General features: G+C 42.7%; 27 protein-coding genes and 1 tRNA gene. 20 read left to right on the top strand and 8 right to left on the bottom strand.

Annotated elements, in window-relative coordinates:
• Positions 1–5 precede the first annotated feature (5 nt).
• The 6 genes from accC to LKE01_RS02490 all read left to right on the top strand — a co-directional run bounded on the left by accC (position 6) and on the right by LKE01_RS02490 (position 5389).
• Positions 6–1385, top strand: coding sequence for an acetyl-CoA carboxylase biotin carboxylase subunit (accC, locus tag LKE01_RS02515; protein WP_056983196.1), 1380 nt, complete (start codon positions 6–8; stop codon positions 1383–1385).
• On the top strand, positions 1366–2211 hold the full coding sequence (locus LKE01_RS02510; RefSeq protein ID WP_056983194.1) for an acetyl-CoA carboxylase carboxyltransferase subunit beta: 846 nt from the start codon (positions 1366–1368) through the stop codon (positions 2209–2211). The genes accC and LKE01_RS02510 overlap by 20 nt, the downstream gene beginning before the upstream one ends.
• Positions 2201–2971: a carboxyltransferase subunit alpha gene (gene accA / locus LKE01_RS02505; protein WP_056983192.1), complete on the top strand. Its 771-nt coding sequence runs from the start codon at positions 2201–2203 to the stop codon at positions 2969–2971. The genes LKE01_RS02510 and accA overlap by 11 nt, the downstream gene beginning before the upstream one ends.
• A gap of 27 nt (positions 2972–2998) precedes the next feature.
• Entirely contained in the window at positions 2999–3757 is a 759-nt protein-coding gene (fabI, locus tag LKE01_RS02500; protein ID WP_054769007.1) for an enoyl-ACP reductase FabI, read from the top strand.
• Positions 3758–3782: 25 nt separating this feature from the next.
• Complete coding sequence (locus tag LKE01_RS02495) at positions 3783–4775, top strand: biotin--[acetyl-CoA-carboxylase] ligase (protein WP_056983190.1); 993 nt, start codon at positions 3783–3785, stop codon at positions 4773–4775.
• A 71-nt stretch (positions 4776–4846) separates the two neighbouring features.
• Positions 4847–5389 carry a biotin transporter BioY gene (locus tag LKE01_RS02490; protein ID WP_054769006.1) on the top strand — a complete coding sequence of 181 codons (543 nt, stop codon included), beginning with the start codon at positions 4847–4849 and terminating at the stop codon, positions 5387–5389.
• A gap of 92 nt (positions 5390–5481) precedes the next feature.
• On the opposite strand, the gene LKE01_RS02485 is transcribed toward LKE01_RS02490, so the two are convergent.
• Together LKE01_RS02485 and gntK are read right to left on the bottom strand one after the other, a co-directional pair.
• Entirely contained in the window at positions 5482–6843 is a 1362-nt protein-coding gene (locus tag LKE01_RS02485; RefSeq protein WP_056983188.1) for a gluconate:H+ symporter, read from the bottom strand.
• A 33-nt stretch (positions 6844–6876) separates the two neighbouring features.
• Positions 6877–8439 carry a gluconokinase gene (gene gntK / locus LKE01_RS02480; protein WP_056983187.1) on the bottom strand — a complete coding sequence of 521 codons (1563 nt, stop codon included), beginning with the start codon at positions 8437–8439 and terminating at the stop codon, positions 6877–6879.
• 297 nt (positions 8440–8736) lie between these two features.
• On the opposite strand from gntK, the gene LKE01_RS02475 reads away from it, so the two are divergent.
• Together LKE01_RS02475 and LKE01_RS02470 are read left to right on the top strand one after the other, a co-directional pair.
• Entirely contained in the window at positions 8737–9582 is an 846-nt protein-coding gene (locus LKE01_RS02475) for a MurR/RpiR family transcriptional regulator (protein ID WP_056983184.1), read from the top strand.
• 35 nt (positions 9583–9617) lie between these two features.
• Positions 9618–10376: a GH25 family lysozyme gene (locus LKE01_RS02470; protein WP_056983182.1), complete on the top strand. Its 759-nt coding sequence runs from the start codon at positions 9618–9620 to the stop codon at positions 10374–10376.
• Positions 10377–10419: 43 nt separating this feature from the next.
• On the opposite strand, the gene LKE01_RS02465 is transcribed toward LKE01_RS02470, so the two are convergent.
• Positions 10420–10761 (bottom strand): DUF4828 domain-containing protein, encoded by a 342-nt coding sequence (locus LKE01_RS02465; protein WP_095344810.1) that lies wholly within the window; start codon positions 10759–10761, stop codon positions 10420–10422.
• A gap of 152 nt (positions 10762–10913) precedes the next feature.
• On the opposite strand from LKE01_RS02465, the gene LKE01_RS02460 reads away from it, so the two are divergent.
• From LKE01_RS02460 to LKE01_RS02450, 3 genes are all read left to right on the top strand, one after another.
• The gene (locus LKE01_RS02460; RefSeq protein ID WP_054769004.1) at positions 10914–11915 is read left to right on the top strand and encodes a Gfo/Idh/MocA family protein; all 1002 of its coding nucleotides are present in this window, start codon (positions 10914–10916) and stop codon (positions 11913–11915) included.
• Positions 11916–11939: 24 nt separating this feature from the next.
• Positions 11940–13232 (top strand): DEAD/DEAH box helicase, encoded by a 1293-nt coding sequence (locus LKE01_RS02455; RefSeq protein ID WP_056983180.1) that lies wholly within the window; start codon positions 11940–11942, stop codon positions 13230–13232.
• Positions 13233–13285: 53 nt separating this feature from the next.
• Positions 13286–13358: transfer RNA gene (locus tag LKE01_RS02450), tRNA-Arg, on the top strand.
• Between the two features lie 94 nt (positions 13359–13452).
• Here LKE01_RS02450 and LKE01_RS02445 read toward each other — a convergent pair.
• The gene (locus LKE01_RS02445; protein WP_056983179.1) at positions 13453–14823 is read right to left on the bottom strand and encodes a glycoside-pentoside-hexuronide (GPH):cation symporter; all 1371 of its coding nucleotides are present in this window, start codon (positions 14821–14823) and stop codon (positions 13453–13455) included.
• Between the two features lie 309 nt (positions 14824–15132).
• Here LKE01_RS02445 and LKE01_RS02440 point away from each other — a divergent pair, with 309 nt between their 5' ends.
• Both LKE01_RS02440 and LKE01_RS02435 read left to right on the top strand, forming a co-directional pair.
• Complete coding sequence (locus LKE01_RS02440) at positions 15133–15972, top strand: transporter substrate-binding domain-containing protein (RefSeq protein ID WP_054769449.1); 840 nt, start codon at positions 15133–15135, stop codon at positions 15970–15972.
• 14 nt (positions 15973–15986) lie between these two features.
• Positions 15987–16652 (top strand): amino acid ABC transporter permease, encoded by a 666-nt coding sequence (locus LKE01_RS02435; protein ID WP_054769448.1) that lies wholly within the window; start codon positions 15987–15989, stop codon positions 16650–16652.
• Between the two features lie 64 nt (positions 16653–16716).
• Here the strand turns inward: LKE01_RS02435 and LKE01_RS12025 are convergent, their stop codons facing one another.
• From LKE01_RS12025 to LKE01_RS02425, 3 genes are read right to left on the bottom strand one after another with little or no spacing between them, the layout of a single operon-like run.
• Entirely contained in the window at positions 16717–16863 is a 147-nt protein-coding gene (locus tag LKE01_RS12025; protein WP_162259780.1) for a hypothetical protein, read from the bottom strand.
• A gap of 14 nt (positions 16864–16877) precedes the next feature.
• Positions 16878–17306 carry a GtrA family protein gene (locus LKE01_RS02430; RefSeq protein ID WP_054769447.1) on the bottom strand — a complete coding sequence of 143 codons (429 nt, stop codon included), beginning with the start codon at positions 17304–17306 and terminating at the stop codon, positions 16878–16880.
• Between the two features lies 1 nt (position 17307).
• On the bottom strand, positions 17308–18255 hold the full coding sequence (locus LKE01_RS02425; RefSeq protein WP_056983177.1) for a glycosyltransferase family 2 protein: 948 nt from the start codon (positions 18253–18255) through the stop codon (positions 17308–17310).
• A gap of 239 nt (positions 18256–18494) precedes the next feature.
• On the opposite strand from LKE01_RS02425, the gene wecB reads away from it, so the two are divergent.
• Positions 18495–19610, top strand: a complete 1116-nt coding sequence (gene wecB / locus LKE01_RS02420) for a non-hydrolyzing UDP-N-acetylglucosamine 2-epimerase (protein WP_056983175.1) — start codon at positions 18495–18497, stop codon at positions 19608–19610.
• 20 nt (positions 19611–19630) lie between these two features.
• Positions 19631–20560 (top strand): YihY/virulence factor BrkB family protein, encoded by a 930-nt coding sequence (locus tag LKE01_RS02415; protein WP_056983174.1) that lies wholly within the window; start codon positions 19631–19633, stop codon positions 20558–20560.
• Positions 20561–20602: 42 nt separating this feature from the next.
• Here the strand turns inward: LKE01_RS02415 and LKE01_RS02410 are convergent, their stop codons facing one another.
• On the bottom strand, positions 20603–21052 hold the full coding sequence (locus tag LKE01_RS02410; RefSeq protein WP_056983172.1) for a flavodoxin: 450 nt from the start codon (positions 21050–21052) through the stop codon (positions 20603–20605).
• Between the two features lie 89 nt (positions 21053–21141).
• On the opposite strand from LKE01_RS02410, the gene recX reads away from it, so the two are divergent.
• From recX to LKE01_RS02385, 5 genes are all read left to right on the top strand, one after another.
• Positions 21142–21942 (top strand): recombination regulator RecX, encoded by an 801-nt coding sequence (gene recX, locus LKE01_RS02405; protein WP_056983169.1) that lies wholly within the window; start codon positions 21142–21144, stop codon positions 21940–21942.
• Between the two features lie 88 nt (positions 21943–22030).
• Positions 22031–22579 (top strand): nucleoside tri-diphosphate phosphatase, encoded by a 549-nt coding sequence (gene ntdP, locus LKE01_RS02400; RefSeq protein ID WP_054769445.1) that lies wholly within the window; start codon positions 22031–22033, stop codon positions 22577–22579.
• A gap of 117 nt (positions 22580–22696) precedes the next feature.
• Positions 22697–23806 carry an AI-2E family transporter gene (locus tag LKE01_RS02395; RefSeq protein ID WP_082619766.1) on the top strand — a complete coding sequence of 370 codons (1110 nt, stop codon included), beginning with the start codon at positions 22697–22699 and terminating at the stop codon, positions 23804–23806.
• A gap of 112 nt (positions 23807–23918) precedes the next feature.
• Complete coding sequence (gene tagD, locus LKE01_RS02390) at positions 23919–24329, top strand: glycerol-3-phosphate cytidylyltransferase (protein ID WP_056983168.1); 411 nt, start codon at positions 23919–23921, stop codon at positions 24327–24329.
• 191 nt (positions 24330–24520) lie between these two features.
• Positions 24521–25378 (top strand): hypothetical protein, encoded by an 858-nt coding sequence (locus LKE01_RS02385; RefSeq protein WP_054769443.1) that lies wholly within the window; start codon positions 24521–24523, stop codon positions 25376–25378.
• The last annotated feature ends 3 nt before the right edge of the window (positions 25379–25381 follow it).

The following is a 25381-nucleotide window of genomic DNA, read 5'->3' as shown; positions in this document are numbered from 1 at the left end:
AGCGGATGTTTAAAAAAGTGTTAGTGGCTAATCGTGGTGAAATTGCTGTCCAGATTATTCGGGCCCTTCATGATATGGGAATTACTGCAGTCGCAGTCTATTCGAGTGCCGACAAAGACAGCTTGTTCGTTCATTTAGCCGATGAGGCGATTTGTATCGGCGGTCCGCAGCCCAGTGAGTCTTATTTGAACATGACCCAGATCATTAGTGCAGCGAATTTGACGGGCTGCGAAGCCATTCATCCAGGATACGGGTTCTTATCGGAAAACGCCGAGTTTGCGGAGCTTTGCGAAACCTGCCACATTACCTTTATTGGGCCAAGTCATCAGTTGATTTCATTGATGGGTGACAAGGCAAATGCTCGTGAAGCAATGAAAAAGGCTGGTGTGCCGGTTATTCCCGGAAGCGAAGGAGTTGTCAATACGGTCGCTCAAGCCGAAAAGGTTGCCGAAAAAATCGGCTTTCCGGTTTTACTGAAGTCTGCTGCCGGTGGTGGCGGTAAAGGGATCCGCGAGGTCGACCGACCTGAAGACCTTCGTTCAGCATTTGAGCAGACTCAGCAGGAAGCCCGGATTTCCTACGACGATCAAGATATTTACGTTGAAAAGTTGATTCGTGATGCCAAACACGTTGAGATGCAGGTGATTGCTGATAATTTCGGTCACGTTGTTTATTTACCGGAACGTGATTGTTCGCTTCAGAGAAATCATCAAAAGGTGATTGAAGAAAGTCCCTGCGTGTTGATTAGTCCGGAAGAACGAAAACAACTTGGAAAAATTGTCGCCAATGCAACCCTGAAGCTTGGGTATACCAACACGGGGACGTATGAATTTTTGATGGATCATGACCATCACTTTTATTTCATGGAAATGAATACCCGGCTTCAGGTGGAACATACGATTACTGAAGAAGTGACCGGAATTGAATTGGTTAAGGGACAACTCGCAGTTGCTGCGGGTGAACAATTACCATTTACTCAAGCGGATGCTGCCGTTAAGGGACATGCCTTGGAGTGTCGGTTAAACGCCGAAGATCCTGCTCACAACTTTGCCCCTCAACCTGGTCAAATTAATCATTTATTCTTCCCGGCAGGTTCGCTGGGCGTTCGGATTGACTCCGGCGTTACTTCGGGAAGCTTTATCTCGCCATTTTATGATTCAATGATTGCCAAAATCATTGTTCATTTGAATGACCGTGACACGGTTATCGCAAAGATGAACCGAATCTTAGGGGAACTGGAAATTGAAGGAATCCTGACCAATCAAGATTTCTTGGATTATTTAATTAACACGGATAAATTCCACCAGGGAACTTATTCAACCAGTTATATTCAAAATGAAGTGTTGAGTGACAAGGAGGGATTCCATGTTACGGAGTCGGTTTAATATGCCTAGTCATGAAGAACTGGTTAAGCGGATGGACGCCATTCCCGATCATGTATTGCGGGAATGTCCGATTTGTCACTCAACCTTTTTTTCATTGAGAGCAGGCAGCAGTAAAACTTGTCCCAATTGTGGCTATGGTTTTCGGATTACAGCCAAACGGCGGGCAAAGATTACCTTTGACTCGTTCAAAGAAATTGATGCCCAAATGACCGTGCCTAAGCAATATACCGATGAAAAGTACGTTGCCAAAGTAAAGAAAGCGAAAAAGGTCACCGGCATTAATGAAAGTGTCCTGACTGGAATTGGCACGTTGGGCCAACAACAAGTTGGTGTTGGGATCATGGATCCGTTCTTCGTAATGGGCAGCCTTGGAAGTGCAACCGGTGAAAAAATTACCAGGTTGTTTGAAGAAGCGACTCGTAAAAAGCTGCCAGTTGTGATGTTTACGGCCTCCGGTGGTGCTCGCATGCAGGAAGGGATTCATTCCCTGATGCAGATGGCGAAAGTTTCCGGAGCCGTTGAAGAACATAGTCGTGCCGGTTTGTTTTACGTTGTGGTTCTTTGCGATCCAACGACCGGTGGGGTAACTGCCAGTTTTGCCATGCAGGGGGATGTGATCTTGGCTGAACCTCACGCATTGGTTGGATTTGCCGGTCGCCGAGTGATTGAACAGACGATTATGCAAAAGCCACCCAAGGACTTTCAAAGTGCGGAAACGGTCATGAAGCATGGCTTTATTGATGCAATTGTTCCGCGCAAGGAAATGAACCAGACTTTGACACGGCTGATTTCCCTCCACACAAAGGAGAATGTCTATGGCAAATAAAACAGCATATGAGCGGGTTAAAGCTGCCAGAAGACCGGACAAGATTACGACTGCCCAACTGATTCACGGTTTAACCAGTGAGTTCTTTGAGCAGCACGGTGATCGGTTGGAAGCTGATGATCAGGCAATTATTGGCGGTATCGGGTTGTTAAACGACAAGCCAATTACGGTTGTCGGCATTCAAAAGGGGACCGATACAGATGAAAATATTGCCCGCCACTTTGGCAGCCCAACGCCTGAAGGTTATCGAAAAGCGTTACGCTTGATGAAGCAGGCAGAAAAATTTCACCGGCCAATATTAGCGTTGGTTAATACGCCAGGGGCTTGGCCAGATGTTGAATCCGAGTATCACGGTCAGGGTTCGGCGGTTGCCCAAAATATTATTCAGGGGATGCAATTACGGGTTCCCTACGTTACCATTATTGTTGGTGAAGGCGGCAGCGGTGGTGCTTTGGCATTATCATGCGGCGACCGGGTCTTCATGTTTGAAGACAGTATTTATTCGGTCCTTTCGCCTGAAGGATACGCCAGCATCATGTGGAAAGATTCCTCAAAAGTTCAGGAAGCTGCTGAAGAACTTAAATTAACTCCCGAAGCATTATTGAAAGATGGCATTATTGATAAAATTATTCATGAGTACAAGCCGGGAGACGATTTGAGTTCATTGCGGGACTTCCTTGACCAGGAATTTTCAACACTGGCCAAATTACCAATTGACGAACTGGTTGAACGCAGGAACCAACGTTATCGGAATTTTTAGTTGAAGAAAAGATTTGGAGGCTCAAATATGAGTGGCTTTTTAGATGGAAAGACAATCGTCATCATGGGGGTTGCAAACAGACGGAGTATTGCATGGGGATGTACCCAAGCAATCTTGGATCAAGGTGCCAAAGTCATTTTGACTTATCAAAATGACCGGATTAAAAAGAGTTTGGAACGCTTTGTTCCGGATGATTTGGATCTTGTTGAATGTGATGTTTCAGACGATGCAAACGTGAAAACCGCGTTTGAACAAATTGGTACCAAGTACGGCAAAATTGACGGGGTTATCCACGCAATTGCCTATGCCGACAAAGAAACCCTGACTTCTGGTTTGGTTCATACAACCAAAGACGGCTACGATTTGGCTCAAAACATCAGTGCTTATTCACTGATTGCTGTTGCCCGTTATGCCCAACCTGTTTTGAACGATCCGGCCAGCATTTTAACGTTGACCTACTTTGGTTCAACTCGGGCAATCCCTAATTACAATATGATGGGCGTTGCTAAAGCAGCCTTGGAAGCCAACGTTCGTTACTTGGCCTCAGACTTGGGCAGCGATGGTATCCGGGTCAACGCAATTTCTGCAGGGGCCGTTAAGACGCTTGCAGTAACCGGAATTAAGCATCATGGTGAATTGCTGAAGGAATCCGAATCACGGACAGTTGACCAAAAGAGTGTGACAACTGCTGAGATTGGAAACGTTGCGGCATTCTTGATGAGTGACCTGTCAACCGGGATGACTGGTGACGTGGTATACGTCGATAAAGGTGTGCATCTGATCTAAGGGAAATCGAAGTGGGGGATGGACAATGGTAAATCATCAAGCTCAAATTTTAAGTGCACTGTTAAATGCAGGCGGTCGATTTGTGTCGGGAAACGAACTGGCCAAAAAGTTAGCCATTAGCCGACCGGCCGTTTATAAAAATATTCAAAAGCTGGAACAGTGCGGTCATTTGATTACGACTAAGAAGGGCTTGGGGTATGCTTATGAAAAGTCCCAATCTTTTGACGTTGCGGTGATTAATCATTATCGAACCACGACAATTCCCGTGGCCATCCATACTTTTAAAAGTATTTCCTCAACCAATGATTATGCAAAACAGTTTAGCAGCAGTCACGATTTTGACGGTCCTCAGGTATTTGTCGCCGATACTCAAACCAAAGGCCACGGCCGGTTGGGCAGACATTTCTACTCACCCGTCGATGGTGGCATTTACCTGAGCATTCTTATCCCGCTGCAGAATCGCAAAACAATTCATTCGGGCTTAATCACTACTGGGACAGCGGTCAGTGTCGTTCGTGCTTTGAAGCAGTTCTTCCCCAACGATAATTTTCGGGTTAAATGGGTGAACGATATCTTGGTTCATAACAAGAAATGCGGTGGCATTTTAACTGAGACAATTTCCAGTTTGGAAGACGGTCTGCACGAAAATGTGATTGTCGGGATTGGCTTGAACATTGATTCAGCCGATTTTCCAACGAAGATTGCCCATAAAGCTGGTGCAATTGTGAACCGCACGTCGATTGATAAGAATCGGATTGCGGCTGGGATTATCGACCAGTTCTTCTATATGTATCAAACCTATGCAAGTGGTCAGTTTCTTCCAGAGTACGCGAAATTATCCGAGACGCTGGGAAAAAAGATTCAAGTCGTAATGGGCAATCAAACCATTACCGGGTTGGCTGATCACTTTACATCTGACGGGGCCTTGGTCATTAAACTGGCAACCGGTGAGATGAAGACAGTTTCAAGTGGAGAAGTGACAAAAGTTTATCTCCCTGGTAATTCTTATCAGGGTTAATTTATGATGGATTGGCGGTTAATTGAGGCGTAAAACCTGGTTAACCGCTTTTTTTTGAAAGGTGAGTGGCAATGAAGATCAAGGAGTTGGTTCAAACGTCCCTAATTGTGGCGGTCATCATCGTTTTGGGAATAATTCCGCCAATTCCCCTTGGCGTGATTCCCGTTCCAATCGTGATGCAGAATTTGGGGATTATGCTGGCTGGAATTGTTTTGGGATCTCGCAAAGGAACCATTGCGGTTGGTGGATTCTTATTATTGGCATTTCTGGGTTTCCCGGTCCTTAGTGGCGGTCAAGCAGGCCCAGCAGTCTTTATTGGGCCCACAGCAGGCTATTTGCTGGGTTGGCTAATAACTCCTCTCATGATTAGTTATAGCCTGTCACGGCCATTTATGAGCCACTCATGGGGACAGCTGATTGGCATTTGGGTGCCGGGAGTATTGATTGTAAACGTCATTGGAGAGGTCTGGCTGTGGATGGTGACGCCAATTTCGTTAGTCGGCGCACTTGGCTCGGGGCTTTTATTTATCCCTGGTGACACGATCAAAGCCGTCGCGGTGTATTTGGTCGCTGTTCGAATGAAGATGCTCAATCGCGTTGTTTCCCAGGATTAACGGGTAGATATAAAAAGTCGGCCAAGGACACGAAAAAGGCTGGAGCAAAGTTTTGACTTTGCTCCAGCCTTTTTTAAGATCATACATACTTTTTAATGGAACAACAGATTCAATCCCATTACCATTACAATTCCGACAACTGAAATGATCGATTCCAGAACGGTCCATGTCTGTAATGTTTGTTTAACAGTCAAATCGAAATATTCTCTGAACATCCAGAAGCCGGCATCGTTAACATGAGATGCGGCAAGTGAACCGGCTCCAATAGCCAGAACCATTAGTGCCGGGTCAACTCCGGCTTGTGACATCAGTGGGGCAACAATTCCTGCGGCAGTTAATGACGAAACAGTTGCGGAACCCAAAGCGATTCGGAGAACAACGGCAACCAACCAGCCTAAGATTAATGGTGAGATTGGTGAACCAATAAACAGTTGAGCAACGGCTTTACCAACACCACCGTCAATCAGGACCTGCTTGAAGGCACCACCACCACCAATAACCAAGAGCAGCATGGCAATTGATTTAACGGCATTTTCAAGTGATTCCATAATTTGAGCAGTGCTTCGTTTACGACCCCAGCCCATTGTATACATTGCAAAGAACAATGAGATTAACATTGCGATACTTGGTGAACCGATGAATTCCACAATTGAATCAATCGTGGTTGGGTTCTTAGGTTCAACCCCACCGTTAACAGTCATCTTATAGATGGTTGAAATCGCCAGTAAGATAACTGGGAAGAGGGCGGTTAATACTGAAAGGCCAAAGGATGGTGATTCTTCTGGTGTAAATTGTTTAACTTCACCAATTGAAGAAAGGTTACCTTTACGTTCGAAGGCAGCTGGTGCATACTTTTTAGCCATCTTTGAGAACAGTGGTCCGGCAATATAAGCGGCAATAATTGCAATGACAAAACCGAACAAGAGAACTTTACCATCGTTGGCACCCAATACTTGCGCAATGGCAACTGGTGCTGGATGGGGTGGCAGGAATCCGTGGGTAACTGACAAGGCAGCGGCCATTGGAATTCCCAAATAAAGAATTGGCACACCGGCTTCAACGGCGATTGCAAATACGATTGGAACAAGTAAAACCATTCCAACTTCGAAGAACAATGCAATTCCTAAAATAAATGAAGCAAGCATAACGGCGATCTGGAGACGCTGTTTACCAAATCGTTTGATAAGCGTTTCGGCGATCATATAAGCACCACCGGAATCGGAAACCAGTCGCCCTAACATGGCACCAAAGCCAAAGACCATGGATAATTCCCCAAGTTGACTTCCAATACCATTTGAAACAGAATCAGCGATCGTGCCTAAAGGCATTTGCAGCATGACCGCAGTAACAACAGCAGTTAATACCAATGAAACGAAGGTATTAATTTTGAATTTGATAATCAGAACCAGTAAGAAGATGATTCCGATTAACAAAGCAAGCAGCTTTAATATCATAGTTTTCCCCTTTCGTAATGCAAAAACGTAACGTTAATCAGATTTTTTGGCGTCTTCATCATCGTGCTCATGACGGCGTTGATACTCGGCAATATTCTTATATTCTGGCTGTAATGAACGGCTCAAACGAATATAAATTGGAATGAGTTCCCGGTATGACTGGAAGTTCTTTGGATTTGGATGGTGGACAACCGTGGTTCCGACAAAATTGGAAACGTCGGAAAGACTGTCAATTAAACCTAAGCTGTACATGCCAAGAGTGGCTGCACCAAGGGCGGTACTTTCGAAACTCTCAGGGATGGCAACATCCTGTTCGAAAATATCGGTCAGCATTTGACGCCAAAGAGCAGAACGGGCAAACCCACCGTTTGCTTGAATGCTGGTAGGGCGGCCGACAACTTCTTCAAGGGCTAATGCAACGGTGTACAGGTTGTAAACAATTCCTTCCAAAACGGCACGAATCATATCCGCACGGGTATGGGTCCGGTTCAATCCGAAGAATGAGCCACGCGCGTTGGCATCCCAAATTGGTGCCCGTTCGCCGCCTAAGAATGGGAAGAACAGCAAGCCATTTGATCCAGCAGGAACTTTGGCAGCAATTTCTGTCAATAAGTCATATGGATCAATATGCATTTGTTCAGCGGTTACTTTTTCAGGTGCGCAAAGTTGATCACGGACCCAACGGAAGACAACGCCACCGTTGTTAACAGGTCCACCAATCACCCACATGTTTTTAGCAAGGTAATAACAGAATACCCGGGCTTTTGGATCGGTATGAGGCTTGTCGGTGACAACCCGAACAGCACCTGAAGTTCCAATTGTAACGGCGACAACACCGGGTTTGATGGCATTGACACCAAGGTTGGCAAGGGGACCGTCTGATGCACCAATGATAAATGGGGTATTAATATCGATTCCCAAAACTTTGGCGTATTCTTCATGCATTCCCTTTAACTGGTAGGTTGTATCTACCAACTCAGGTAATTGGTCACGGGTAACGCCGGCGATCTTCAATGCCTGGTCATCCCAGTCCATATTGTAGATGTTGAACATGCCGGTTGCGTTGGCGATTGAATAGTCTTCCTTTAAGACACCAAATAATTTATAAAGGATGTATTCCTTAATTCCAACAAACCAACGAGCCTTTTTGAACAAGTCCGGTTTATCGTTTCTCAGCCAAATTAATTTGGTAAGAGGTGTCATTGGGTGAATCGGTGTTCCGGTATGTTTGTAAATTTCCATGCCTTCAGGACTTGCTTTCAGCTTGTCGGCATAGTTGACGGCCCGGTTGTCGCCCCAAGTAATTGCTCGGGTGAGTGGCTTATGGTCGTCATCCAAAAGAATCAAACTGTGCATGGCACATGAAAATGCAATTCCTTTGAGCTCACCTTTTTTCATATTGGCCTTCCGAACCAGTTCAGTAATGCCGTCAAACATTGCTGAAAAGATTTCTTCGGGGTCTTCCTCGGCCATATCAGGGGTGTCCTGGTATAGTGGATATCCATTGTTGGAGTATCCATGAACCTTACCCTTAACATCGTAGAGCACGGTTTTAACACTGGTTGTTCCAATATCAACACCTAGCGTATAATCCATGTAAATAACTTCCCTTCTGTATTAGTTAAGCAACGGCCGAAGCGCTTTCAAATAATTGCAAAAAATATAGCTGCATCGTTAACCAAATGTCTGTTGACGAAGAATTGGCTCGGTACCGCTTCTAACTAAAAATATCATTATAAGCAGGAGACTTCAAACATTTTGACCCTTGAATTTCCTGTCTTTGTAAACGCAAACACAATTATATGAAAAACAATTTCACAATGCAAGGATTTTGTTGTAAAATATTTACATTGATGAAAATAAGACACTTACACAACATGAAAGGTGATCATTATGAGCTCGCCAGTTCAATTATTAAAACAGTCATTTTATGAGTTAAGCAGAACCAACAAGAAAATTGCCAAGTACGTGATGGAAAACCCTCAAGCAGCATCTGAAGCAAACATTGAAGATTTAGCAGCCGTCACCGAAACTTCGACAGCTTCAGTGTCTCGATTAGTGAAGACATTGGGTTATGGTAATTTTCGTGAGTTCACGTTAGCTTTGGCATATACGCAGTTACGGCCGCAGAATTTGCCGATCTTTAAAGATATTGATGCAAATGATTCTTTGGGGACAATTGCTGACAAGATTTTCAACAGCAGTCAACGGGCAATTCAAGATACCCGCACCGGCATTGATGAAGACGAATTTGCTCGCGCAGTATTAAGAATTATTCACTGCCGTCGTCTGGGGCTATTCGGCCTTGGCGGTTCGTCAGTCGCTGCGTTGGATGGTTACCACAAATTTCTCCGAACCTCGATTGAGTGTTTCTATTATCCTGACTTTGACGTACAGTTGATGCAAGCTGTAAAATTAGGTGAGGAAGATTGCGCAATCGTCGTTTCACATTCAGGGAAGAACCGACAAACCCTGAAGGTGGCAGAAACGTTAAAGAAGCGGAAGGTACCGGTAATTGGAATTACCAGTTATCCGGATTCACCACTTGCCGCTCACAGTGACATTACATTTATTTCATCCAGTGATGAATCAAATTACCGTTCAGAAGGAATGTATTCGCTTCTTGCCCAGTTGGCCATTGTGGACACGTTATTTATGATGGCAACGGTTCGAATGGGACCGGCAACTGAAGATACGATTCGCAACGTTCAAAATATTATTGAGAGCACTCGCAGCTAATTTGTTAGCTGTCGGGTAACTGAGATGACTTTTATATGAAGCGAAGAGACATTCAACCAATATATGCTGAAACTTACCAGCGCCGAAAGCGCACTCGAAGGGTAGGTCTCGGCATTTTTTTGGTGATCCTGGTGATTATCTCAGGATTTCTGTTAATTCGTTGGCATGAAAATGAACAGCTTAAAAAGTACCCAATCCGTGGGGTCACAATCAACCAAAATAACGGGTACATTGATTTCGAAAGTTTGAAGAACAAAGGGATCAGCTTTGTCTATCTGAAAGCCACTCAGGGAGCAGCATACACGGACGACAGCTTTACGAGTAATTTCCAACGCAGCCAGGGTTCCCAGCTGCCAATCGGTGTTTACCATTATTTCAGTTTTACAAGTTCACCGACTGCGCAGTTCAAAAACTTTGTCCGTCAGGTTAAATACAATACCGGGAGTCTGCCAATCTGTATCCAAATTCAATATTATGGGAGCTTTAATCAATCGTCGATTCACTGGAAAAAAGCGAGCAAAGAAGTTCGCTACCTTTCAGCGTTATTGCGAAACTACTATAAACGGCCGGTGGTGATTTCTGCTACCAAGCAAATTATCAAGAGCCTTAAGTTGACGGCCAACTCGAAGACGCAATTCTGGCTGACAAACGGTCGGATCGGTAAACCAAATGCCGACGCGACCTTTATTCAAGCGGACAGCAAGAAAGACTTCAGGTTGGACAGACAGCTGGTCTTTTTGCCAATGTCTGTTTTCAACGGTAATCGCTCAGAGTGGCATCGATATGTTGACTAGGGATTTGAGCAAACAAAAAAGGCCTAACGAATGTCAGGTCTCGTTAATCAGCAATCTTTGAGTCGTTTGCTGAATGCAAATCATAGGTGTAATTTTCGGATTCGTCATAGAATTTGATTGGTTGAGATTCGTTTCCACGAATTTCCAATTTGTAACCAAATTTATCAATGTATGATAACTCATATCTGGTTAACAATGAAACCTTGGCTGACATATCTTTGCCATCGATTAATAATTTCAAATCCGGACCAATTTCCAACCGATGGATTCGGTTACGGTGATCCTTAAATTGCCAGGTACCTACGAAAAACAGTGGATCTGCAGGATCTGGCTGATTCTTAGGTGCTTTTTTCGTATGAAAAAGACTAATTAAAAAGGACACCATAAAAATCAATAAACTTCATTTGCGCAAAAAATCATCCCCCTAAGCATATTAGACACTAAGTATACTTGATAAATATAACAGAGAGTGTCTGATTTCGTTTTCATTGGGTTAAAAGCTTGTTACAATTTAATTAAAGAAGGGTGGTTATCACATTGATTAAGTTAGGTATAATTGGAACTAACTGGATTACCCAGCAATTTATTGACGCAATCAAATTGTCACAGAAGTTTGAGTTAACGACTGTTTATTCCCGACATGAAGAGACAGCCAAAGCTTTTGCGGATAAAAACAGTGCTAAAGAAACCTTTACGGATTTAGATTCATTTTTCACTCAGGGTGATTTTGACACGGTTTATATTGCATCGCCAAACAGTTTGCATTTCGAGCAGGCACAAAAAGCCATTCAAAATGGTAAAAATGTGATTGTTGAAAAGCCGGCATTTAGCACGCAAAAGCAAATGGCCACAATTCAAGAGCTGCTGATTCACAATCCCAACGTTTTGTATTTTGAAGCTGCCAGAAATATTCACACGGAAAACTTCCACTCGATTGAAGAGAAGTTGGGTGATTTTAAGACAGTTCAGGGCGCCGAGTTTACATACTCGAAATATTCTTCCCGGTATGATCTGGTTCTTAAAGGCCAGGAGCCAAATGTCTTTTCACTGAAGTATGCCGGAGGTGCCCTGCAGGATTTGGGTGTGTACACGGTTTACGATGCTGTTGCCCTATTTGGGATGCCTGAAGAAACTGCTTATTTCCCACAGCTGATTAGAACCGGTGTTGACGGAAAGGGTACAGCAATTTTACGTTATCCGGAGTATAATGTGACTTTAAACTTCTCCAAGATCACCAATTCGCATATGACCTCAGAAATATATGGTCTGAAGGATTTAATTGAGATTGATGATGCTGGTGAGCTTAACACGGTCATTTATATCGATGATGACAATAATAAACAGGTGATTGGCAACACTATCGACGAAAATCCCATGCTTCCAGAAGTAGAAGATTTTGCCAGAGTGATTAACGATCCCAAGATTCCACAAAATAAGAAGGATTATGACTATTGGCGTCAACTGAGTGTTTATGTCAATAAAGTGATTTATAACCTTCGACAAGACGCCCATATTTCATTTGTGGGTGAACACAAGTAAATCAATAGAAAATGGAGACCCATTGTGATAGAAGAATTTAAAGAACATGCAGCCAAGTTAGGCTACAAAAAACCGACAGCCATCCAAAAAGCTGTTTATCAGCCGTTAAAGGATGGTAAAAGTGTCTTGGGATTAGCCCCAACCGGATCCGGCAAGACGGTTGCGTTTGCGCTCCCGTTACTTGAAAATATTCAGCCTGAAGATGGTTTGGCATTATTAGTCATCGAACCATCTGCCGAGTTGGCCATGCAGACGCAAAAAGTGCTGTTGGAATGGGGAAAGCTGATTGGCTTGTCCGTTCAAGGCATCATCGGTGGTGCCAATATCAACCGGCAAGAGGACAAGCTTAAAGAGCATCCCAACGTGATTGTCGGGACGACCGGTCGAATTATGAATTTGATCGATCTGGGTAAATTAAAATTGGATTCGCTTAAAGCCATTGTCATTGATGAAGCTGACAATTTGTTGAGTGAGGATACGCTGGCTTCAATCAGGTCACTGGTTGATTTGGCTCCGGATGATGTTTCCCTCGGATTCTTTTCAGCGACTAAAAATGACCTTCTGGAACACATCAATCGCTGGTTTATTCAAGACATTCAAACGTACGATGTTTCCGACATTGACGATACCAGAGGGGAAGTAAAGCACACCCTTTTGGAAGTTTCCAATCGTAAAAAAGAGCAGATGCTGTTGAGATTTCTTCACATGAAGGATTTCAAAGCACTGGTGTTCTTTGATCAACTGGATACACTCCAAAAGGTCGCCGGCTTTTTGATGCATCGACACATTAAAGAAGCCGCCACTTTAACCAGTGAGCAGCGCCAAACTTCCCGTCAAAAGGCGTTACGAGATTTTCGGGATGGTAAGATTCGGCTGTTACTGACAACCGACGTTGCCGCTCGGGGAATGGACATCGAAAAGTTACCGGTCGTCGTCAACTTTGACTTACCGTCTGATCCGAAAACCTATATTCATCGGGTCGGCAGAACCGGCCGCATGCATCAAGATGGGATGGTCATCAACATGGGTGACGATCATGACCTGAGAGATATCAAGAAGTTGGTTAAACCATACGGATATCAGTTGAAAAATATCTTTTTTGACGGTAATCAACTGTCTGACACGCGACCAACAACGCCGGTTAATTTGGATGAAGAAGAAAAAGCGTCTGAATCCAAGTCCAACGGTGCGGTAGAAAAGAAGTTTGATGCCAAGAAGAAGCCTGCGAAAAGACCTGCTGCTCCAAAGCCAAAGGGTAAAAAGAAACATAAGCATTCCAAGCGTAAGGGGATGCACTACAAGCGAACCAAAGGATAATTTCTCTTTACAGCATTGTGGATAAATGAGAAAATTGTAGTGCAGGTGTTTTTGGCCCCATAGCACAACTGGATAGGGCACCCGCCTCCTAAGCGGTTGATCCCGGTTCGAGTCCGGGTGGGGTCATTATCAAGAATGTGGGGATTCATAAGTAAAAAAAGCAGAACCAGAAGTCATCGTTGAGATGATCATTCTGGTTCTGCTTTTATATTAAGCACAATTAGTTTCGTTTTTCAGCACGGGCCATTAAATCAGCTTTGATTTGTGGCTCCATTTTTTCATATTTTCGGTAAAAGATCATGATGCATGCGACGATTCCGTAAATAATGACCGGCAACCAGATAAAACAAAAACTGATGGCTGACGATGCTTGATGAGTTTGTGTCTTATTGGCAACAAATCCTGCAACATTCAATATTTTGGAAGGAATAAAGCTACCGAAGCCTGATCCAAGTTGAATACAAAAGGCACTTCCAACGGCCGTGAGGAATCCTGAAGCTCGAATGCCGCTTTTCCATTCGCCAAAATCAACGGTATCAGCGAGCATTGCGAATGGCATGGCCATTGCCAATGCGGATCCAAGAACCCCAACTGACCAAGCGATAATGACGAGAATGAAGTTGCCGCCAACAAATGCCATCATTGCCTGCCCAATAGCACCAATTGCCAAGCCGATCAGCATGGTAGCCGTTTTGTTGGTAATCTTGACGATGAAGGGAACGGAAATACTGGAGATGATTCCGAGAACCTGCAGGCCATTGAACACGGCTGCTAGTTCCGCGTTTCCCAGATTGTATTTGGCATAATAAGTTGAAAAACTGTTTCGGTCCGCCTGGGCAATCCAGAAGGTGGCAAAGGAAATGACCAGTAAATACCAGGGAGCATTTCCAACGGTGGCCTTCAGACTTAGCTTAAAGGGGAGTGACTTTTGACTGACCGGCACTCTTTCGCGCATATTTTTGAAGGCCGTGATCAATAGACAAATTGCTGCCACGCCGAATATGGCAATGACAATCATGAAGCCTTGTTTATCATTTCCGTGGCCAAAGAAGGCGACCAGGGGCAATGTGAAGGTACTAGTGATAAATGATCCGATCAAACTTCCAACCATCCGGTAAGAATTGGCGCCAATTCGTTCGGTGGGGTTGAGGGTCAAATTTGGCAGGATGGCTGAAATGGTGGTCTGAATACCGGTATAGATAACCCCGGCAGCTAAGACATATGTAATCCCGGCGTACAAAAGTTTGACGACACCGTGCAGATTAGGCGCGGTGAAGGCCAAAAATGTACTCAGCGCAAATGGAATTGCCAGCCATAAGAAGTACGGCCGACTTTGACCCCATTTTGTATGGGTATGGTCAACGATCGATCCCCAAAAGATTGCACTGATCGCGTCAACAATACAGGCAATCAAAATGATCATTCCGGCAGCCGATACTGGAATATCAAAAACATCCGTATAAAAGTAAAGGATGTAGCTAGACATGCTGACGTACAGCAGATTTCCGGCCATATCGGTAAACGAATAACTGATCTTTTCCAGAGTTGGCAGTTTTGCATTAGCTTGTGCCTGATTCTCTTTTAAATCCATCAATAGTCCTCCATTTCGGTTGTTTTTCACGAGTGATTAACGGCATTTCCAAATATATTTATTATATGCTGATATGAGCATGGTTCAAGGGGGTTATTAATGGGAGATAAAATAGTAAGTGCTATAAGGGCTGATATTACGGCAATTCAAGCAAGCATAAAAAGATTCATCGGGCTTCCTGTTAACTGTATTTTTATTAAAATGTTAGTCATATTTATAATATTACACAAGTAAATGCTAATGCTTGTGAAATCGCTTTCACATGCCTATAATGATGATGGTTCAAAAACTTTAGGAGGTTGACAATTTATGCGCAGAATTAAATTTCGTTGGTTAATGTTACTTGGATTGTTTGCTGTTCTGGGCTTGATCGTTACCGGCTGTGGTCAAAAGAAATCGGCTGATAAAGGGCCACTCACTGTTGCAACATCCGGTACGTTGTATCCCACATCGTTCCATGATCAAAAGACCAATAAGTTGACTGGCTTTGACGTCGAAGTTGTCCGTGCTGTTGCCAAGAAGTTGGGGAGAAAAGTTGTTTTTAAAGAAATGAATGTTGATGGCCAGGAAACTGCTGTTAAGACCGGTAAAGCAGGCATGGCCGCAAATGATTTTGCTGTTTCACCACAGCGAGCCAAAGAGTTTGCGGTATCGACACCTTACAAACATTCATTTAATAGCATTGTTGTTCGAAAAAAGGGTGATTCGGGAATTCATTCCTGGGCTGATATTAAAGGTAAAAAAGCAGCCGGGGAAGCCGGAACCGGTTACCAGCGTTTAGCAAAACAACTGGGCGCAAAAACCGTTAACTACAACAACGTTTCAAATGATATTTATTTGAAAGATGTTGAAAGCGGTAAGACCGATCTGATCATGAACGATTATTATCTGCAAAAATTAGCTTTAGCTGCCGTTCCAAACAATACTTTGAAGATCCTGCCAAATATGTACTTTAGAACCAATGAGGATGGTAAAGGTGTTGGCATTTTGATGAAGAAGGGTGACACCAAGCTTCAAAAACAGGTTGATAATGCCCTTAAAACACTTAAGAAAAACGGTACTTTAAAGAAACTTTCAGAGAAGTATTATCATGCAGATGTAACTAAACAGCCACATGTTCATATTTCCAAGACCTTTACGATTAAGTAAGGTGGGCGTGGATATTGGATATAATTAAGTATTTGTCGATTCCAAATTTCTTTAATGCACCACTGGCATTTCGTTCCATTCCGAGAATCTTGGCTGGCTTTCCAATGTCAATTGCATTAACGGCGATTAGTTTTGTTTTGTCGCTGATATTAGGCCTGTTTTTGACATTGGCCCAGCTAAGCCATCACAAGATGCTGCATTATCCGGCACGGGCGTTTATTTCGTTTATGCGGGGAGTTCCGATGCTGGTATTACTCTTTATCATTTACTTTGGTTTTCGGGCTGATGCTCTTCCTGCGGCGGTGATTGCTTTTACGATCAACTGTAGTGCCTTTGTCTCGGAGGTTTACCGGTCATCGTTTAGCGCGGTGGACCACGGTCAATGGGAAGCAGCGTATTCGCTTGGCCTGCCATACCGGAAGGTGATCTCGAAAATCGTTTTTCCACAGGCTTTCCAGATTGCCATTCCCGCGCTTGGCAATATCTTGTTGGATTTATTCAAGGGGACTTCGTTGGCGGCAATGATTACCGTCAGTGAAATGTTCATGGATGCCCAGATTGTTGCCGGGGCAAACCAGGATTACATGACAATTTATATTACGATCGCCGTCATTTATTGTTTCTTCTGCTGGTTGATGACCGTTGGGCAAACGCAACTGGAACGGGCATTAGCAAACTAGCGCATATCAAAAAAGGACCGGTAAAAATCAAAACGATTTTACCGGTCCTTTTATATTGGTTTGATTACATTAAATATTCTGCGATGACTACTAGAACGGCAACCATGACAACTGCGATTGCCAATAATTTAAATCCATCAGCTTTGGTGTAATAGCCTTTTGGAAATTCTTGGCGCTTTTCTCTGAGGGTTTGTCTGTTTAATTTTGACAATTTGTTCACCATCCTTACTTGGCTTGCTTTTTATGATTGAAAACTAATAATTTTGACCAGAAATAGTTAATGGCGATCACAACTAAATTTTCGAGAATTTTTACTAATATTTGATTTTGGTGCATTAGTGTAATTCCAATCCACAGCATAACAAATTCAAGTAGCAAAGTTGCAATTCTTCCACCAAAGAAAGAAACCATTTCGATAAAATCACTTCTTAACGACTTCGAAGGGGAGTGAAAAACATATGCTTTATTTGTCAGGTAAGAGAACAAGACACTCAGAAACCAGGCAATAGAGGCATTTATAATATAATTCCAACTGGTACATAAATGAAGCGCTGCAAAGACAGCAACATTCACGATTGTCGTTGCAACACCCCAAAATGCATAAGCAATTAGTTCCTGATATTTATCATACAGCTTCTTCATTTGACTAATCATATTAACGTTTCTCCGCAATCACAAATTTTGGACGGTGTTTGGTTTCCAAATAAATTTTTCCAATGTAGGTTCCCAAAATTCCCAAACTGAAGAGTTGGACACCACTTAATAGTAAGATGATTGAAACCATTGAGGCCCAGCCGTTAACCGATCCGCCGAAGAACATTGCCCGGATGACAACGAAAAAAAGGCCGATAATCGATAAAATAAAGGTTAGGATTCCAACAAACGTTGCCATTTTTAATGGGACGTCAGAGAAATCGACGATTGCTTCCATGGAATATTCAAACAACTGGAAGAGTGACCATGAAGTTTCACCGGCTGCCCGGGGAACCCCTTCATACTCCAAGTATTTGGTTTTAAATCCAACCCATGAAAAGAGGCCTTTACTGAAACGATTATATTCAGGCAGTTTCAAAATGGCGTCAACGTATTGTCTGCTCATCAGACGATAATCACGGACATTTTGCTTCATCTGAACCTTTGACATCTTGTTAATGACTTTATAGAAGCTTGCTGAAAGAAAAGCCCGGATTGGATTTTGCTTCCGACTGGTTTGAACACAGCCGACAACGTCATAATCCTGTTTAGGGTCTTCAAGAATATCAACCATTTGGAGCAGTAACTCAGGTGGATCCTGAAGGTCAACATCCATTACCGCAACATAATCACCATGGGCGTTGGAAAGGCCGGCAGCAAACGCCGATTCCTTACCGAAGTTTCTTGAAAATGAAATATAATGGACTTCGTCTGGATGCTGGGAGTTGAGTTTCCTCATGACATCCAATGTCTTATCTGCCGAGCCATCGTTAATGAACAGGTAGTCTGGCTGATAATGTTCTTCATGGGATGCGTTTAATTTATCGAATACTTTTTCTGTCGTGTTATAGAAAAGTTCAACCGTTGGTTCCTCATTATAACAAGGAACAATTAGACTGATCGTTTTCAAAATATTTCCTCCAGTACTTTTGTTTATGACTTTGCTTTTGCAATCTATTATTGGTAAGCTTGAATCCGCTTGGACCCATTCTGCTTAATGAGTAACTGAGAGATTTCCCCCAGTTAGTCTATGTAAAAAAATGAACATCTAACAGATTATACCATATCCTAATTTTTGCAAAGTTAAGTAGGTATTAAGTTTCTCGTCATATTTGATATAATTAATCACATACAAGGGGGATTGAACTATTGAAAACTATTAAAGTGATGACCATTTTTGGGACTCGTCCCGAAGCAATTAAAATGGCACCAATTATTTTACTTATGCAGCAGCATTTGGATGAATTTCAGCCAATTACGGTTGTAACTGCCCAACATCGGGAAATGCTTGACCAGGTCCTGGATGTTTTTCATATCAAGCCTGATTATGATTTAAATATCATGAAAAAGGGCCAAACACTCAGTGATATTACAACTCGGGTGATTAGCGAACTGGATCCAATTATTGAGAAAGCCAACCCGGATATTATTCTGGTTCATGGTGATACGACAACAACATTTGCTGCCAGTATCAGTGCATTTTACCACCAGATTAAAATCGGCCATGTTGAAGCCGGCCTGCGAACTTGGAACAAAATGTCACCATACCCTGAAGAAATGAACCGTCAGTTAACCGATGTCTTGGCAGACTTATATTTTGCCCCAACATCGTTAAGCAGGGATAATCTACTTAAAGAAAACCATCCTGATAAAAACATTTATGTGACTGGCAACACCGCGATTGATGCGTTAAAACAAACCGTTACTGAGAATTATCAGCATTCTGTTTTCGATGAATTAAAAGAAAACTCCAAGATGATTCTGTTGACAATGCATCGTCGTGAAAATCAGGGTGAACCGATGCGACGGACGTTCCAGGCGATTAAGGAAGTTCTTGCCAGCCATCCCGATGTGGAAGTTGTCTACCCGGTTCATCTGAGCCCGGCAGTTCAGAAAGTTGCCCACGAAGTCTTTGATGGTGTTAAAGCCGTTCACTTGATCGAACCGCTGGATGTTTTGGACTTCCACAACATGTCAGCCCGAAGCTTCTTTATCATGACTGATTCCGGTGGTGTTCAAGAAGAAGCACCATCATTGAAAAAGCCGGTATTGGTTTTGCGTGATACGACTGAGCGGCCGGAAGGCATTAAGGCCGGCACTCTTCGACTTGTGGGAACCGACCCCAAAGTTGTCAAACGTGAAATGGAACGTTTATTGGATGATCCCAAAGAATATGAAAAGATGGCAGAAGCCAAGAATCCTTACGGAGATGGCCACGCATCGACCAGAATCCTTAATGCGATTAAGGAACAATTTAATCAATAATTTGAGAAAGACGATCAGTGATGAAGCATTTATACGAATCCACTAAAAATTTTATTCAAATAGTCATCAAACGTTATTCAGCAGGGAACGTTTCTGATTCGGCGGCAGTATTGGCCTTCTATACTTTACTGTCGATTTTTCCAATTTTCTTCATCATTGGAAGTGTCCTGAATTTATTTCATATTCACCTGAGTGAAGTTGAAGTTTATATCAAGCCACTGTTTCCGGAACGAATTTACAGTATGTTGGAACCGATCATTAATTCAACACTTCAAAGTGGTGGTGCCAGTCAGTTGTCAGTTGGTTTAATTGTGACGATCTGGTCTGCCAGCCGAGCAATTGCGGCCTTTCAGCGAAGTATCAACAAGACCTATGAAGTTGCCGAGAATCAAAACGCAATCTCTAATCGGTTAATTTCATTTGTTTGGATGCTGGTTCTAGTCATGGCAGTCGTTGTCTTGATGTTTGTCTTTGCATTCAGTCAGATGTTCTTCGAATGGCTGAATCCAATCTTGAATGTGCCTCATTGGATTTTGAACTTGATCGGCACGGTTAAGTGGCCCGGGACCATTGTCGTTGCCTGGCTGCTGTTAAGCCTGTTGTTTTACATCGTTCCCACTGCCAAAGTGAAGTTTCGGTATGTTTGGTTTGGTGCTTTGATTGCCACGCTGGGACTGATGATTCTGGCACAGGGATTTACTTTCTATTTGAGATTCTTCTCGCGACGAATTGATGCTTATAAGACAATTGGAACGTTTATTGTATTAATGTTCTGGTTGGATTTCTCCGGCATTATCATGTTGTTTGGCGGTGTGATTAACGCAACCATTCAAGAAATTCGTCAGGGAAAAATTCAGGAACAGCAGGATGCCCTTGAAACTGTCTGGAAAAAGGCTTTGAGGAAGCATCGCCGAGAGCAGCGCAAAAAGAAAAAAGCTCGAACAAAATAAAAATTTGCCCGGGCTTTTATCGTATATGAATGATTGACGGAACTATTTGCCTGCTTTGGCAACCAGTTCAGATGTGAAGTGATCCAATTTTTCGATGTCTTTTTCATCTGGTTCCAAATTGATCTTGATGCTCTCGGAACCCTTGGTGGCACCAGTTTTTTCAAAGGCTTCTTCGAATTTGTCGACTGAAGTATTGTAGAATTCTTCGTAGAAGACATCACCGGATCCGGCAACCCCAAAGATTTTTCCCTTAAGGTCAAGTTCACTGAGGTCGTCATAGAAGTCCATTCCTTCTTCGGGAAGGGCGCCTTCGTCGTAAGTGTATGGACAAACCACACAAATGTCGACATTTTCAAATACTGACGGATCGGTTTGAGAAATCTCGGTTTCCTCGACTTGAACATCAGCGTCTTCAAGCGCCTCGGTTACAATATCAGCGATATCTTCGTTGTTTCCTGTAATTGTTGCGTAAACTACGTGAGCAGTAATCATATTTTTCATCCTCTATCTTAAATTGGTTTTAGTATACCAAATTGAAAACTTAAAGTGAATTTCAATAACGCGTGAAGGAAAGGATTTTCATGACTCAAACAATCACTAAAATTGAAGCTCAAAAACGAAAGGGCCGTTTTAACGTTTACGTTGACGGTCAATATGCATTTCCAATTAGTGAAGAGGTATTTATTAAATACCGTGTGTTTAAAGGAATGGAAGTTGACGACAAGCTGATTGACACGCTGAAAAATGCCGACAACATTTCAAAGATACATAGTCGGGCATTGAATTATCTGGCCCATAATCTGCGAACTGAGTATGAGGTGCGCGAGAAGCTGGCAGATATTACCGAGGATGAAGATGCGATTGACAAAGTTATCGATATTTTAGCCGATCAGACTTTGATTGATGATCAAAGGTATGCCGATAGTTATGTTCGCACGGTGGTTAGAGAACGTAAAAACGGCCCCGATTGGATTCGTCGTCACTTAAAGGATAAGCGGGTTGAAGCGAATTATGTTGAAAATTCACTCGACCACTATTATCCGGAGCAGGATGTGCTTGAAATTGGGGTTGAAGTTGCCAAAAAGCAGCTCAAGAAATACAAGCGCGATTCTGCCAAGATGGCTGTGAATAAAACAAAGGAACTTTTGATGCGCCGTGGATTTCCATATGGAGACATTGAAGAAATTATGAACCAAACGGATACTTCGGAAATGGCAGAACAGGATCATGAAGTGATCGATAAGGTCGCTGAAAAGTATTTCCGGCAGTATTCACGGCTTGAACCGTATAAGCGAAATCAAAAAATTAAACAGGCGCTTTATCGGAAAGGTTTCTTAATGGACGATATTACGATTGCCATGGCAAAGCTGGAAAATAAATAATTTCGAAAATATTCCCCACTCTGATATAATGACAATTGGATTGGCAACAATCGAAGCTGTTAGCTGAGTCAGAAAGTGGGTACCATACATGCCACGACTTCAAAAATTACCTGGAGAAGGAGACTTTATTGCGATTCAAAGCTACAAGCACGATGGCAGCTTACATCGAATTTGGCGAGACACCATGGTACTAAAGACAAGCGAAAATTCACTGATAGGTTGTAATAATCATACTTTGGTAACGGAGGATGATGGCAGGCATTGGGTAACCCGTGAACCGGCTCTGGTTTATTTTCATAAACATTACTGGTTTAACGTGGTGGCGATGCTCAGGGATGACGGAATTGCCTATTATTGCAATCTGGCATCACCTTACGTTTTGGATAAGGAAGCTTTAAAATACATTGACTACGATTTGGACGTTAAAGTTTTCCCAGACGGTTCCCGCAAATTACTGGATGCCGATGAATACTTAACATTCAGTAAGCGTTGGAATTACGGCCCGGAGATTGATCACATTTTAAAACGCAATGTGCGCATCTTGGTGGACTGGATTGAAAACGAAAAGGGACCTTTTTCAAAGGAATTTATTGCCATTTGGTACCAACGATATTTGGAACTGTCACGTCACAATTAACAATTAACTTCTCAGGGATGACTGGTGCAATTTATTGCATCGGCCATTTTTTATTTATGCTACAATTGTCCTTATAAACAAATGACGTGATTTATTTAAAAGCAAAGGAGCCTACGAATGCTGGAACGATTAAAAAATTCATCACTTATGTTTTGGTCATTGGAAATTTTGATTGTGGTGGCAATCATTTGGGTCTGCACCAAGATTAACTTTGTCTTTTCCCCAGTTGCCATCTTCTTTTCAACGGTTTTTGTTCCAATCTTAGTGGCCGGAATTTTATTTTATATGCTCAATCCAGTCGTCAATTTGATTACCAAGATCAGGATCGGCAAGCATCGGGTCACAAGAACCTGGGCCACAACGCTGGTGTTCCTGCTGCTCATTGGGCTGATTGCTTTGGCAGCAACGGTGTTTATTCCTAAAATCTTGAATCAGCTGGTTACGCTGGCTAATCAGATTCCGGATGCAGCTAGTCAAGGGCAAAAGCTGGTTGATAAGATTTTTAAAGATTTGAATTCGCAACGTTTGTTAAAACAAATTGACTTTACCTCTTTGACAGATAAGCTCTCCAGCAACGTTAACAAGTATGCTGAAACAATATTTAACGGTGTTACAAATGGACTGGGCGGATTTATCTCAGCGGCTGCCAATGCTGTTATTATTGCGGTGACCGTTCCGGTTGTGCTGTTTTATATGTTAAAGGACGGCTACCGATTGGCACCAACGATTAAAGGCTTTTTGCCGGCCCGTCATCGTGAACAGACAATGGAGCTGCTTGCCAAGATGAGCCGCACCATTTCCAAGTATATTTCCGGTCAAATGATTGAATGTTTGTTTGTTGGAACGTTTACGGCAATTGGCTATGTGATTATTGGTATCCCATATGCATTGTTGTTGGGTGTGATTGCCGGGATCTGCAACATTATTCCTTACTTGGGGCCCTATATTGGAATTGCGCCGGCGCTGTTTGTGTCATTTTCACACGGCGGTGTTTGGGGCGTTATCTACAACGTCATTGTTGTGTTGATTGTCCAACAGATTGATGGAAATCTGGTTTATCCAAACGTCATCGGGAAATCACTTGAAATTCATCCATTGACAATTATTATTATTTTGCTGGCAGCTGGAAATATTGCCGGCTTAATGGGGATGATTTTAGCGGTCCCACTATACGCTGTCGTTAAGGTTGTTGTGATTCACATGTACACCATTTATCAGTTGGAATAAGACAAAAACGTTAATAATCCATAATAAATATTGACGTTGACGGTGATTATGCTACTATTTAAGATGTGTTTGTTTTATTCACATTCTAAGTAATGATTAAGTAGGAGATTCTATGAAAAAAGTAATTACGTATGGAACGTTTGATTTGCTGCACAAGGGCCATGTTCGTTTATTAAAGCGGGCCAAGGCACTTGGTGACCACTTAACAGTTTGCTTGTCATCAGATGAGTTTAATGCTGAAAAGGGTAAAAAGGCATATACGTCATACGAAGATCGAAAATATATTCTTGAAGCAATTAAATATGTTGATGAAGTGATTCCTGAAACCAATTGGGATCAAAAGATTCATGACGTTCAAGATCGAAACATCGATGTTTTTGTCATGGGTGACGATTGGAAGGGCAAGTTCGACTTTTTAAAGGATTATTGTGAAGTTGTCTATCTGCCTAGAACGGAAGGAATTTCAACCACTAAGATCAAGGAAGACCTCGGTCTGACTGATACTGAAGATTGGAAAGCGTAAAAAGCAGCGTGCCAGACCGCATCTAAGTTGGTTTAGTGGGAGTTATCCCGAAATAAGCAGACTTTTAGGTGGTTGTCGCATACTTCAGCTATGTAACATATAAACGCGTGTAGTATATATGAGATTCGAATGAGGCTGAGGACAAGACTACATGTTTTGTCTCAGCCTCGTTTTTATTCAGGAGGAGAATTATGGGACGAGCGATCTTTTTGGCAACGACGATTCAAGGAATTCGCAAAGCAACTTTTAGGCGGCAACTCATATCATTGGTCAATAATGATTTTCAAGTTGTCGTGATGCTTGCAATGACTGATTTTGATGAAATCTGGCAGGCCAAGCGTGAGTTTAACAAAATTGATTTACCGGTTGACACCCCCAGTGTCCGGTTGATTTCACTGGCCGATATATACGCCGATCATGATGGTGTGAGTCTTAAAGCAGATGATTTCGTTGATCCGGATTTATCGAAGCTTCAAGAATACGATTCACATCAGGGCAAAATGCCGGTTTCCCGCTATATCGACAAAGATGGCAACATTGTTGCCGAAACCTTATTTGGCGAAGGTGCGGTTCGTTTACATACACTGTATTTCGATAATAATAGTCGAATTATTCAAATCAATAGTTACGATGATCAGGATCGGTTGTTTGGAATTGGCGAATATGTGAATGATACGTTGGATGAAAGTCTGCTGTTAAATGCCAAAGGACAATTAGTCTATCGCTTTACCAATTACATCAAGAATCAAAAAGTCAGTTACAACGTTACAGCAAATTCAACCATTTCTGCACCGCAGGACCTGACTGAGATTCAAGATACCAATACGAAGTCCAACGATGAGGCGCTCAAAACTTATGAAGGACAGGGGAAGGAAATCTTTACCAAGGCCATTTCCTATAGCGATTATCATCGTTATGACGATATCAATGCCTTTTATCACCAGGTTTTGCTGAATATGAATATCGAGGATGCCCGAACATATATCGATATTGACAACATTGTTGATGCTTCAAAGTATCTTCCAAGCAAACGAATCTTTAATTATTAAGGG

Source organism: Lentilactobacillus kefiri (assembly GCF_007989105.1).
Lineage (GTDB): Bacteria > Bacillota > Bacilli > Lactobacillales > Lactobacillaceae > Lentilactobacillus > Lentilactobacillus kefiri.
This window is presented reverse-complemented; position numbering and strand designations above follow the sequence as displayed.